The 12,735-nt window shown below is 40.3% G+C and carries 11 protein-coding genes and 1 pseudogene; 9 read left to right on the top strand and 3 right to left on the bottom strand.

The window, feature by feature from the left end; all coding sequences use genetic code 11:
- Positions 1-143 precede the first annotated feature (143 nt).
- The 7 genes and pseudogenes from WKI23_RS00505 to WKI23_RS00475 all read left to right on the top strand — a co-directional run bounded on the left by WKI23_RS00505 (position 144) and on the right by WKI23_RS00475 (position 6,230).
- A complete protein-coding gene (locus WKI23_RS00505; RefSeq protein WP_218493727.1) occupies positions 144-1,844 on the top strand; it encodes an acetolactate synthase large subunit in 1,701 nt (566 codons plus the stop codon).
- Positions 1,837-2,313 (top strand): acetolactate synthase small subunit, encoded by a 477-nt coding sequence (ilvN, locus tag WKI23_RS00500; RefSeq protein ID WP_001253803.1) that lies wholly within the window; start codon positions 1,837-1,839, stop codon positions 2,311-2,313. The genes WKI23_RS00505 and ilvN overlap by 8 nt, the downstream gene beginning before the upstream one ends.
- 65 nt (positions 2,314-2,378) lie before the next feature.
- On the top strand, positions 2,379-3,401 hold the full coding sequence (ilvC, locus tag WKI23_RS00495) for a ketol-acid reductoisomerase (protein WP_049487445.1): 1,023 nt from the start codon (positions 2,379-2,381) through the stop codon (positions 3,399-3,401).
- Positions 3,402-3,484: 83 nt separating this feature from the next.
- On the top strand, positions 3,485-3,841 hold the full coding sequence (locus tag WKI23_RS00490) for a hypothetical protein (protein WP_001027897.1): 357 nt from the start codon (positions 3,485-3,487) through the stop codon (positions 3,839-3,841).
- A gap of 50 nt (positions 3,842-3,891) precedes the next feature.
- On the top strand, positions 3,892-5,142 hold the full coding sequence (gene ilvA, locus WKI23_RS00485) for a threonine ammonia-lyase IlvA (RefSeq protein WP_000952975.1): 1,251 nt from the start codon (positions 3,892-3,894) through the stop codon (positions 5,140-5,142).
- 652 nt (positions 5,143-5,794) lie between these two features.
- Positions 5,795-5,908: pseudogene (locus WKI23_RS00480) on the top strand (SPFH domain-containing protein); the annotation flags it as partial.
- 106 nt (positions 5,909-6,014) lie between these two features.
- Complete coding sequence (locus WKI23_RS00475) at positions 6,015-6,230, top strand: capsule biosynthesis transcriptional regulator (RefSeq protein WP_001130036.1); 216 nt, start codon at positions 6,015-6,017, stop codon at positions 6,228-6,230.
- Positions 6,231-6,336: 106 nt separating this feature from the next.
- On the opposite strand, the gene WKI23_RS00470 is transcribed toward WKI23_RS00475, so the two are convergent.
- A complete protein-coding gene (locus WKI23_RS00470) occupies positions 6,337-7,077 on the bottom strand; it encodes an amino acid ABC transporter ATP-binding protein (RefSeq protein ID WP_000189477.1) in 741 nt (246 codons plus the stop codon).
- Positions 7,077-8,642, bottom strand: coding sequence for an ABC transporter substrate-binding protein/permease (locus WKI23_RS00465; protein ID WP_368078576.1), 1,566 nt, complete (start codon positions 8,640-8,642; stop codon positions 7,077-7,079). The genes WKI23_RS00470 and WKI23_RS00465 overlap by 1 nt, the downstream gene beginning before the upstream one ends.
- Positions 8,643-8,779: 137 nt before the next feature.
- Here WKI23_RS00465 and WKI23_RS00460 point away from each other — a divergent pair, with 137 nt between their 5' ends.
- On the top strand, positions 8,780-10,669 hold the full coding sequence (locus WKI23_RS00460) for a DUF2207 domain-containing protein (RefSeq protein WP_368078575.1): 1,890 nt from the start codon (positions 8,780-8,782) through the stop codon (positions 10,667-10,669).
- A 61-nt stretch (positions 10,670-10,730) separates the two neighbouring features.
- Complete coding sequence (locus tag WKI23_RS00455; protein ID WP_368078574.1) at positions 10,731-11,576, top strand: undecaprenyl-diphosphate phosphatase; 846 nt, start codon at positions 10,731-10,733, stop codon at positions 11,574-11,576.
- A 32-nt stretch (positions 11,577-11,608) separates the two neighbouring features.
- On the opposite strand, the gene dinB is transcribed toward WKI23_RS00455, so the two are convergent.
- Positions 11,609-12,670, bottom strand: coding sequence for a DNA polymerase IV (dinB, locus tag WKI23_RS00450; RefSeq protein WP_368078573.1), 1,062 nt, complete (start codon positions 12,668-12,670; stop codon positions 11,609-11,611).
- Between the last annotated feature and the right edge of the window lie 65 nt (positions 12,671-12,735).

Here is a 12,735-nt window from a genome sequence, read left to right as displayed (position 1 = left end):
TCTTTTTTAATAAAAACAAAAATAACATTCATAAATAAACATTAAAATAGAAAATTCAGAAAATTTCTTCTTTTCTCTTGAAAAATCTTGAAAAAATGGTATGATAGTAACAAGTTATTTTTAAGAGGAAAGAAAGGGGAACAATGGAGAAAATCAGTTTAGAATCTCCTAAGACGGGGTCGGATCTAGTTTTGGAAACACTTCGTGATTTAGGAATTGATACCATCTTTGGTTATCCTGGTGGTGCAGTCTTGCCTTTTTATGATGCGATATATAATTTTAAAGGCATTCGCCACATTCTAGGACGTCATGAGCAAGGTTGTTTGCATGAAGCTGAAGGTTATGCCAAATCAACTGGAAAGTTGGGTGTTGCCGTCGTCACTAGCGGACCTGGAGCAACAAATGCCATTACAGGGATTGCGGATGCCATGAGCGATAGTGTTCCTCTTTTGGTCTTTACAGGTCAGGTGGCGCGAGCAGGGATTGGGAAGGATGCCTTTCAGGAGGCAGACATTGTGGGAATTACCATGCCAATCACTAAGTACAATTACCAAGTTCGTGAGACAGCTGATATCCCTCGAATCATTACGGAAGCTGTCCATATCGCAACGACAGGTCGACCAGGGCCAGTTGTTATTGACCTACCTAAAGACGTATCTGCTTTGGAAACAGATTTCATTTATTCACCAGAAGTAAACCTACCAAGCTATCAGCCGACTCTTGAGCCGAATGATATGCAAATCAAGAAAATCTTGAAGCAATTATCCAAGGCTAAAAAGCCAGTCTTGCTAGCTGGTGGTGGAATTAGTTATGCTGAAGCAGCTGCAGAATTAAATGAATTTGCAGAACGCTATCAAATTCCAGTGGTAACCAGTCTTTTGGGACAAGGAACGATTGCAACGAGTCATCCACTCTTCCTTGGAATGGGAGGCATGCACGGGTCATTCGCAGCTAATATTGCCATGACAGAAGCTGATTTTATGATTAGTATTGGTTGTCGTTTCGATGACCGCTTGACAGGAAATCCTAAGACCTTCGCTAAGAATGCTAAGGTTGCCCACATTGATATTGATCCTGCGGAGATTGGCAAGATTATCAGTGCAGATATTCCAGTCGTTGGAGATGCTAAGAAGGCCTTGCAAATGTTGTTGGCTGAGCCGATAGTTCATAATAATACTGAGAAATGGATTGAGAAAGTCACTAAAGACAAGAACCGCGTTCGTTCTTATGATAAGAAAGAGCGTGTGGTTCAACCGCAAGCCGTCATTGAACGCATTGGTGAATTGACGAATGGAGATGCCATTGTGGTAACAGACGTTGGTCAACACCAAATGTGGACAGCCCAGTATTATCCCTACCAAAATGAACGTCAGTTAGTGACTTCAGGAGGTTTGGGAACCATGGGATTCGGAATTCCAGCAGCAATTGGTGCTAAAATTGCTAACCCGGATAAGGAAGTAGTCTTGTTTGTTGGGGATGGCGGTTTCCAAATGACTAACCAAGAATTGGCTATTTTGAACATTTACAAGGTGCCAATCAAGGTGGTTATGCTGAACAACCACTCACTTGGAATGGTTCGCCAGTGGCAGGAATCCTTCTATGAAGGTAGAACATCAGAGTCAGTCTTTGATACCCTTCCTGATTTTCAATTGATGGCACAGGCGTATGGCATTAAAAACTATAAGTTTGACAATCCTGAGACCTTGGCTCAAGACCTTGAAGTGATCACTGAGGATGTTCCTATGCTAATCGAGGTAGATATTTCTCGTAAGGAACAGGTGTTGCCAATGGTGCCAGCTGGTAAGAGTAATCATGAGATGTTGGGGGTGAAGTTCCATGCGTAGAATGTTAACAGCAAAACTACAAAATCGTTCAGGGGTCCTCAATCGCTTTACCGGTGTCCTGTCTCGTCGTCAGGTTAATATCGAAAGCATCTCTGTTGGAGCAACAGAAGATCCAAATGTATCGCGCATCACCATTATTATTGATGTCGCTTCACATGATGAAGTGGAGCAAATCATTAAGCAACTCAATCGTCAGATTGATGTGATTCGCATTCGTGATATTACGGATAAACCACACTTGGAGCGCGAGGTGATTTTGGTTAAGATGTCAGCGCCAGCAGAGAAGCGAGCTGAGATTTTAGCGATTATTCAACCTTTCCGTGCAACAGTGGTAGACGTAGCGCCAAGCTCGATTACCATTCAGATGACAGGAAATGCTGAAAAGAGTGAAGCCCTATTGCGAGTCATTCGACCATACGGTATTCGCAATATCGCTCGTACGGGTGCAACTGGATTTACCCGTGATTAAAAATCCAACTTAAATTTGTTAAACCAGCCTAAAAGGCAATAAATAATAGAAAAGAGAGAAAAACTATGGCAGTTCAAATGGAATACGAAAAAGATGTTAAAGTAGCAGCACTTGACGGTAAAAAAATCGCCGTTATCGGTTATGGTTCACAAGGACATGCGCATGCTCAAAACTTGCGTGATTCAGGTCGCGATGTCATCATCGGTGTACGTCCAGGTAAATCTTTTGATAAAGCAAAAGAAGATGGATTTGACACTTACACAGTAGCAGAAGCTACTAAATTGGCTGACGTTATCATGATTTTGGCACCAGACGAAATCCAACAAGAACTTTACGAAGCAGAAATCGCTCCAAACTTGGAAGCTGGAAACGCAGTTGGATTTGCTCATGGTTTTAACATCCACTTTGAATTTATCAAAGTTCCTGCAGATGTAGATGTTTTCATGTGTGCTCCTAAAGGACCAGGACACTTGGTACGTCGTACTTACGAAGAAGGATTTGGTGTGCCAGCTCTTTACGCAGTTTATCAAGATGCAACAGGAAATGCTAAAAACATTGCTATGGACTGGTGTAAAGGTGTTGGAGCAGCTCGTGTAGGTCTTCTTGAAACAACTTACAAAGAAGAAACTGAAGAAGATTTGTTTGGTGAACAAGCTGTACTTTGTGGTGGTTTGACTGCCCTTATCGAAGCAGGTTTCGAAGTTTTGACAGAAGCAGGTTACGCTCCGGAATTGGCTTACTTTGAAGTTCTTCACGAAATGAAATTGATCGTTGATTTGATCTACGAAGGTGGATTCAAGAAAATGCGTCAATCAATTTCAAACACTGCTGAATATGGTGACTATGTATCAGGTTCTCGTGTCATCACTGAGCAAGTTAAAGAAAATATGAAAGCTGTCTTGGCAGATATCCAAAATGGTAAATTTGCAAATGACTTTGTAAATGACTATAAAGCCGGACGTCCAAAATTGACTGCTTACCGTGAACAAGCAGCTAACCTTGAAATTGAAAAAGTTGGTGCAGAATTGCGTAAAGCAATGCCATTCGTTGGTAAAAACGACGATGATGCATTCAAAATCTATAACTAATTAGCAAGCAAAGGATTTTGAGAAAACTTTAGCTTCACCTATTCGTGGGATATTAGAAGTACTTTTTTAGGAGTTGAAATCATATGAATATTACCAATTTGTTTTCTATCAAGACAGGATGTGATGAAACTGATAGGCAACTGCAAAAATTATTTTTTCAGTTGGATTTACAATTGGGAGAATTGACAGATCAACTAAGAAAATTAGATTCTAATTTTGTTCCTCGTAGTCAATTTGTAGACACGCTGGATTTGAATGATGTAGAATATAAAGAAATTTTAAACTATTTTATCTTCCATCGTAATGATAGTGAAGAAAGTTTGGCAGAATGGTTATATGATTGGATTTCCACAAATCGTTATGAACTTCCTAAAGAGTTTTCAATTCGTATGGCTCATAAATATCATGAAAGTGTTGCTGAAGTTTTTGGAGATGAATAACTAAAAAAACAGTCATTAGTGACTGTTTTTTATAGAGAAAGAGGTTTTATATGTTAAGTTCAAAAGATATCATCAAGGCTCATAAAGTCTTGAACGGTGTGGTTGTGAATACCCCACTGGATTATGACCATTATTTATCGGAGAAGTATGGTGCTAAGATTTATTTGAAAAAGGAAAATGCCCAACGTGTTCGTTCTTTTAAAATTCGTGGTGCCTATTATGCTATTTCTCAGCTCAGCAAGGAAGAGCGTGAGCGTGGGGTAGTCTGTGCTTCTGCGGGAAATCATGCGCAGGGAGTTGCCTATACTTGTAATGAAATGAAAATTCCTGCTACTATCTTTATGCCCATTACTACTCCGCAACAAAAGATTGGTCAGGTTCGCTTTTTTGGTGGGGATTTTGTAACTATTAAACTAGTTGGAGATACCTTTGATGCCTCAGCTAAAGCAGCTCAAGAATTTACAGTTTCTGAAAATCGTACCTTTATTGATCCTTTTGATGATGCTCATGTTCAGGCAGGTCAAGGGACAGTTGCTTATGAGATTTTAGAAGAAGCTCGAAAAGAATCGATTGATTTTGATGCTGTCTTGGTTCCTGTTGGTGGTGGCGGTCTCATTGCTGGGGTTTCTACCTATATCAAGGAAACAAGTCCAGAAATTGAAGTCATTGGGGTAGAGGCGAATGGAGCGCGTTCCATGAAGGCTGCCTTTGAAGCTGGTGGTCCAGTCAAACTCAAGGAGATTGACAAATTTGCAGATGGAATTGCCGTGCAAAAGGTAGGTCAGTTGACCTATGAAGCGACTCGCCAACATGTTCAGACTTTGGTAGGTGTCGATGAGGGATTGATTTCTGAAACCTTGATTGACCTCTACTCTAAACAAGGGATTGTAGCAGAACCTGCTGGGGCGGCTAGTATTGCCTCTTTAGAAGTTTTGGCTGAGTATATCAAGGGGAAAACCATTTGTTGTATCATTTCTGGAGGGAATAATGATATCAACCGTATGCCAGAAATGGAAGAGCGTGCCTTGATTTATGATGGCATCAAGCATTACTTTGTGGTCAATTTCCCACAGCGTCCAGGGGCCTTGCGTGAGTTTGTGAATGATATCCTGGGGCCAAATGATGATATCACACGTTTTGAGTATATCAAGCGAGCTAGTAAGGGTACAGGGCCTGTATTGATTGGAATCGCTTTAGCAGATAAGCATGATTATGCAGGTTTGATCCGTAGAATGGAAGGTTTTGATCCAGCTTATATTAACTTAAATGGGAATGAAACACTTTATAATATGCTTGTCTGAGGACTAATAAAAAAATATCATATTATTTGCACAACTGATGTATAGGTGCTATAATGAAGATGAAGAAAGGGGGCGATTCCTATGGTTTTAGGAAGCTTATCGTGCAATTCTTACTTCTGTTCATTATAGCACTTATGATGTTTGGCTCAGATTTCCATCCTTCATTTTGATTTCCCATCTATTTTGAAAAGTAAACTCACACGGTCTTTCATACTCTTCGAAAATCTCTTCAAACCACGTCAGCTCTAACTGCAACCTCAAAACAGTGTTTTGAGCAACTTGCGGCTAGCTTACTAGTTTGCTCTTTGATTTTCATTGATTATAAGGTATGATTTGATTTCTTTTTATTGACAAATATACCATATTAAAAGGATATATAAGTAATTAACTGAGCTTATCTGTCTTGTCATCTTTATTAAGGATGGTTTAGAGAATAGGGTATTTGGTTTTAGGCTAGCACCTCAATATCCAAATGCGTGATGAATTTGAAGAATATAAGGAATAGCTATCTATCAGATGATTTATTGAGGAAGAAAGATAGGAGTTTTTGAGCTAGTGAATGCTTGGATTTCTAAAGGTTAGGACTGTCATCTTCAGTTCTTAAATTGAAGAAATAAGCTATCTTACGGGAATAGAGAAGCATTTTTTTAAGAGCTTGAATAATTTTGCACCTCAAGAGGGTAATAATACAATATTTTTATTAGCAAATATTTATGGTGTAGAGGCTAGCAAAACCTATATATTATCGGCTTTAAAAAGGAAGTAAGAAAATTCTGAACTAATTATTTTCGTTGAATATATGTTTTTTTATTGACAAAATTAGTAAAAACGTATACAATTAAGTATTGTAAAGAAGAAAATAGGAGAAAAACATGGCTAAGTCAAACTTTGAAAAAGTAGAATCAGTTGTTGGCTGGGTTCGTGATAAGAAAATCACAGGCTACCGTATCTCTAAAGAAACGAATGCACGTGAAATGTCTATCATTGCTCTGGCGCAGGGTCGTGCAAAAGTAAAAAATATTTCATTTGAAACAGCCCTAGGCCTAATTGATTTCTATGAAAAAAATCATGAAAAATTTGAAGATTAATCTTTGGATAACGGCGGATTCTTGACCCTCAAGTAGTAGAGATAGAGAATCTGCCTTTTCATTTTGGACAGCAAAAAGACTGCACGGTTGATGCAGCCTTTTCTTTTTATTTGAGATAACGTTGAAGGAACTCTTTTGTACGGTCTTCTTTAGGATTAGTGAAGAGGTCTTCTGGTTTACCTTCTTCAGCGATTACACCCTTATCCATAAAGATAACACGGTGAGAGACATCACGGGCGAATTCCATTTCGTGGGTTACAACAATCATGGTCAAGCCTTCCTGAGCCAGATCCTGCATGATTTTGAGGACTTCTCCAACCATTTCTGGATCGAGAGCTGATGTTGGTTCATCAAAGAGAATAGCATCAGGATTCATGGAAAGGGCACGAGCGATAGCCACACGTTGTTTTTGACCTCCTGAGAGTTGTTTTGGTTTGGCTTGCCAGTAGCGTTCTCCCATGCCGACCTTTTCAAGGTTTTCTTTGGCAATCTTTTCAGCTTCTGTGCGTTCGCGTTTTAGGACAGTTGTCTGAGCGACGATTGTGTTTTCAAGAACATTGAGATTTTCAAAGAGGTTAAAGGATTGGAAAACCATCCCCAACTTTTCACGGTATTGCGTGAGGTCATAGCCTTTTTCGAGGACGTTTTGTCCATGATAAAGGATTTGTCCATCAGTTGGCGTTTCAAGTAGGTTAATGGAGCGTAGGAAGGTCGATTTCCCACTTCCAGAGCTTCCGATGATAGAGATAACTTCTCCCTTGTGGACAGTGAGAGAAATGTCTTTTAGCACTTCGTTTTGTCCATAGGATTTTTTGAGGTGTTTAATTTCAAGGATTGCTTGTGTCATTATTTCAAATCCTCCGTTTGCATTTGGTTAGCACCTGTAGTATAGGTATCCATGTCCATTCTGCGCTCGATAAAGCGTAGGATACGTGTTACGGTGAAGGTGAGGACAAAGTAAATCACGGCGATGATTGTAAATGTCTGGAAGTATTGATAGGTTTGCGTTGCTACGGTATTTCCTGAGAAATAAAGTTCAACAACAGAGATAACGTTCAATACAGATGTATCTTTGATATTGATGACAAATTCATTACCAGTTGCTGGTAGGATATTGCGGACAACCTGAGGGAGGACAATCTTACGCATGGTTTGGTTATGGGTCATACCAAGAGCAGTAGCGGCTTCAAATTGTCCCTTGTCAACTGCTAGGATACCACCACGGACGATTTCAGTCATGTAGGCACCGGTGTTGATTGAAACGATGAAGATAGCAGCCAGTGTACGGTCAAGGTTGATACCGAAAGCTTGGGCAGTTCCATAGTAGATAACCATTGATTGAACGATCATTGGCGTTCCACGGAAAATTTCGATATAAACATTGAGAACCCATCCGACTAGTTTTTGCAGGCCATAAATAGCTTTGTTTTCAGAGAGAGGAGCAGTACGGAAAACACCAATGGCAAGACCGATAATGAGACCTATGATGGTTCCGACGATAGAGATTAAAAGAGTGATACCAGCACCACGCAAGAGTTGTTGCCAGTTTTCAGAAAGAATTTTAGCGACTTGGCTAAAGAAACTACTGCTAGTCTCTTCAGTTGTTGTAGCTTCGGCAGGTTGTTCCTTGATCATACGATCCATCAGGGCAACTTGCTCATCTTTTGAAATAGTTTCAATGCTGGCATTGATCTGGCTAATACGAGTGTCATCCTTACGAAGTCCAATGGCGATAGCTGTATCTTCTTCCCCAGTTTTGAAACCTGGTTCTACTTGAATCATCTTAAACTTAGAGTTAGCAGCTTCGGCAGTCAGAGCTTCTGGTCGTTCAGAAACATAAGCATCGATGACACCAGCCTCAAGAGCTTGGCGCATTTGAGCGAAGTCCCCCATGGCTGTTTCTTTTTTAGCGCCTGGGATTTGTGCAATCAAGTCGTAGAGGTAGACACCTTGTTGAGAAGTGATTTTTGCACCGTTAAAATCATCCAAAGATTTAGCATTTGCATAGGCAGAATCTTTTTTGATGAGTAAGACAGGCTCGCTAGTGTAGTAACTGCTTGAAAAGGCGATTTCTTGTTTGCGTTCAGCAGTAGGACTCATACCTGCGATAATCATGTCAATCTTACCAGAAGTAAGGGCAGGGACTAGACCTTCCCACTTGGTTTTAACAACCAAAGGTTCTTTACCTAAGTCCTTAGCTATTTTCTTGGCGATTTGGACATCGTATCCATTGGCGTACTGGTTAGTTCCATCGATTTTGACAGCTCCGTTGCTATCATCATCCTGGGTCCAGTTAAAGGGAGCATATGCTGCCTCCATCCCGATGCGTAAATATTCATCGGCTTGAGCAACATTGACAAGTCCCAGCATCAGCAAGAGACTTGTGAAAATAGATAAGTATATTTTTCTCATGATTTCTCCTATTCTAATCTATTAAAAAATAACTGTCTCCTATTTTATCGAAAAATGCGTAATTTTTCAACATAAGTAAGCCTTTACTTACGAAAAAATGCTATAATGATAAGAAAGATAAAAAGGGGGCTTAGTTGATGAAAAAAACTTTTTTCTTACTGATGTTTGGCTTGTTTTGCCTTCTGCCACTTTCTGTTTTCGCCATTGATTTTAAGATAAACTCTTATCAAGGTGATTTGTATATTCATGCAGATAATACGGCAGAGTTTAGACAGAAGATAGTTTATCAGTTTGAGGAGGACTTTAAGGGCCAAATCGTGGGACTTGGACGTGCTGGCAAGATGCCTAGTGGGTTTGACATTGACCCTCATCCAAAGGTTCAGGCTGCGAAAAACGGAGCTGAACTAGCAGACGTTACGAGCGAAGTGATAGAAGGAGCAGATGGTTATACTGTGAAAGTCTATAATCCAGGTCAGGAAGGCGACACAGTTGAAGTTGACCTCGTTTGGAACTTAAAAAATTTGCTTTTTCTATATGATGACATTGCTGAATTAAATTGGCAGCCTTTAACAGATAGTTCAGGGGCTATTGGCAAGTTTGAATTTCATGTAAGGGGAGACAAGGGAGCTGAAAAACTCTTTTTCCATACAGGCAAACTTTTTAGAGAGGGAACGATTGAAAAGAGTAGCCTTGATTATACTATTCGTTTGGACAATCTTCCAGCTAAGCGTGGAGTTGAATTGCATGCATACTGGCCTCGAACTGATTTTGCTAGCGCTAGGGATCAGGGTTTGAAAGGGAATCGTTTAGAAGAGTTTAATAAGATAGAAGACTCGATTGTTAAAGAAAAAGAGCAAAGTAAACAACTCCTTACTTGGGTCTTTCCTTCGCTACTTGCCATCTCTTTGTTATTGAGTATTTTCTTCTATTTTATTTATAGAAGAAAGACCACTCTTTCAGTCAAATATGCCAAAAATCATCGTCTCTATGAACCGCCAATGGAATTAGAACCTATGGTTTTATCAGAGGCTGTTTACTCGACCTCCTTGGAGGAAGTGAGTCCTTTGGTCAAGGGAGCTGGCAAATTCACCTTTGATCAACTCATTCAAGCTACCTTGCTAGATGTGATAGACCGTGGGAATGTTTCTATCATTTCAGAAGGAGATGCAGTTGGTTTGAGGCTGGTGAAAGAAGATGGCTTGTCAAGTTTTGAGATAGACTGCCTAAATCTGACCTTTTCAGGCAAAAAAGAAGAAACTCTTTCCAATTTGTTTGCGGATTACAAGGTATCTGATAGTCTTTATCGTAGAGCAAAAGCTGCTGATGAAAAACGGATTCAAGCAAAGGGGCGTCAGCTCAAATCTTCTTTTGAAGAAGTATTGAAAGAGATGCAAGAAGGAGTGAGAAGTCGAGTTTCCTTCTGGGGGCTCCCAGATTATTATCGTCCTTTAACTGGTGGGGAAAAGATCTTACAGGTAGGTATGGGTATTTCCACTATCTTACCCCTATTTATTGGATTTGGTTTGTTCTTGTACAGTTTGGACGTTTATGGCTATCTTTACCTCTCCTTGCCAATGCTTGGTTTTCTAGGTTTGGTTTTGGCTGTTTTCTATTATTGGAAGCTTCGACTAGATAATCGTGATGGTGTCCTAAATGAAGCAGGAGCAGAAGTATACTATCTCTGGACCAGTTTTGAAAATATGTTGCGTGAGATTGCACGATTGGATCAGGCTGAATTAGAAAGTATTGTAGTCTGGAATCGCCTTTTGGTCTATGCGACCTTATTTGGCTATGCGGACAAGGTCAGTCATTTGATGAAGGTTCATCATATCCAAGTGGAAAATCCAGATATCAATCTCTATGTAGCTTATGGTTGGCATAGTATGTTTTATCATTCAAGTGCTCAAATGAGCCATTATGCCAGCGTCGCAAATACAGCAAGCACCTATTCCGTATCTTCTGGAAGTGGAAGTTCTGGTGGTGGCTTCTCTGGAGGAGGAGGCGGTGGCAGTATCGGTGCCTTTTAAAGAGAACTGCCATAGACTGAAAAAGTATGCTATAATGGAAGATAGAAAAAAGGAGTAATCTATGTATCTTATTGAAATTTTAAAATCTATCTTCTTCGGGATTGTTGAAGGAATTACGGAATGGTTGCCGATTTCCAGTACAGGTCACTTGATTTTAGCAGAGGAATTTATCCAATACCAAAATCAAAATGAAGCCTTTATGTCCATGTTTAATGTCGTGATTCAGCTTGGTGCTATTTTAGCGGTTATGGTGATTTACTTTAACAAGCTCAATCCCTTTAAACCAGGTAAAGACAAGCAGGAAGTTCGTAAGACTTGGAGACTGTGGTTGAAGGTCTTGATTGCTACGTTACCTTTGCTTGGTGTCTTTAAATTTGACGATTGGTTTGATACCCACTTCCATAACATGGTTTCAGTTGCTCTCATGTTGATTATCTATGGGGTTGCCTTTATCTATTTGGAAAAGCGCAATAAAGCGCGTGCTATCGAGCCAAGTGTAACAGAGTTGGACAAGCTTCCTTATACGACCGCTTTCTATATCGGACTCTTCCAAGTTCTTGCCCTTTTACCAGGGACTAGCCGTTCAGGTGCAACGATTGTCGGTGGTTTGTTAAATGGAACCAGTCGTTCTGTTGTGACAGAATTTACTTTCTATCTAGGGATTCCTGTTATGTTTGGAGCTAGTGCCTTAAAGATTTTCAAATTTGTGAAAGCAGGACAGCTCTTGAGTTTTGGGCAATTGTTCTTGCTCTTGATTGCGATGGGAGTCGCCTTTGCAGTTAGCATGGTCGCTATTCGCTTCTTGACCAGCTATGTGAAAAAACACGACTTCACTCTTTTCGGTAAATACCGTATCGTGCTTGGTAGTGTCTTGCTACTTTACAGCTTTGTTCGTTTATTTGTATAAGAAAAACCTTGAAGGGGCTGCTCTTCAAGGTTTTAAAATCCAGTCACGGTAATCCCCAGCAGGCGGACACCTCTTTCTTTCTCGCTTAACTCTTCATAGAGTTGCAGGGCTATTTGGCTTATCTGACTAGCATCCTGTGTTTTTTGAGCCAGACTTTTTCGTTTGGTAAGAGTTGAAAAGTCCTCGTAGCGGATTTTCAAAATAACAATTTTTCCAGCTTTTTCTTGCTGACTGAGATTGAGAGCGACTCTTTCTGATAGAAGAGTCAGCTCTTTTTTGATATCTTCCTCGGCACGGAGAATCTTTCCATAGGTTTTCTCCTTGCCGATTGATTTACGGATGCGATTGGATTTGACGGGGGAATTGTGAATACCACGAGCCTTTCGATACAGGTCATAGCCCAGTCTGCCAAAGCGGTCTATTAGGGTCACTTCAGGGACTTCAAGCAAATCAGCGCCGGTAAAAACACCCATGTGATGAAGCCGTTCCACCGTCTTTTTTCCTACTCCATGAAACTTGGAAATATCCATTTGTTTGAGAAAATCTTCAGCCTGGTCAGGTAGAATCACTGTCAGACCATGTGGTTTTTGATAATCACTGGCCATTTTAGCTAAGAATTTGTTGTAAGAAACGCCAGCAGAAGCAGTTAGATGGAGTTCTTGCCAGATATCCTCTTGAATGAGGCGAGCGATTTTGACCGCTGACTTGATACCGAGTTTATTTTCTGTCACATCCAAATAGGCTTCATCAATGCTCATGGGTTCTATTAAATCTGTATAACGCTTAAAGATAGATCGAATCTGGAGTCCCACAGATTTGTATTTCTCATAATTCCCTGAGATGAAGACGGCCTGGGGACATCGTTCATAAGCTTCCTTGGAGCTCATGGCTGAATGGACACCAAAAGCTCGTGCCTCATAGCTACAAGTAGAAACGACTCCCCGCCCACCTGTTTGCCGAGGGTCACTGCCGATAATGACAGGTTTTCCTCTGAGTTTAGGATTATCCCTGATTTCTACTGCAGCAAAAAAGGCATCCATGTCAATATGGATGATTTTTCTTGACAAATCATTTAACAAAGGAAAAATCAACATGCCTAGCCCCCTTTTTACTGCTTATTTTCTTTTATTATACCCTTTTTTCTGAAAAAAAGAAAAAA

It is taken from the genome of Streptococcus pseudopneumoniae (assembly GCF_038148955.1).
In the GTDB taxonomy this organism is placed as follows: domain Bacteria; phylum Bacillota; class Bacilli; order Lactobacillales; family Streptococcaceae; genus Streptococcus; species Streptococcus pseudopneumoniae_T.
This window is presented reverse-complemented; position numbering and strand designations above follow the sequence as displayed.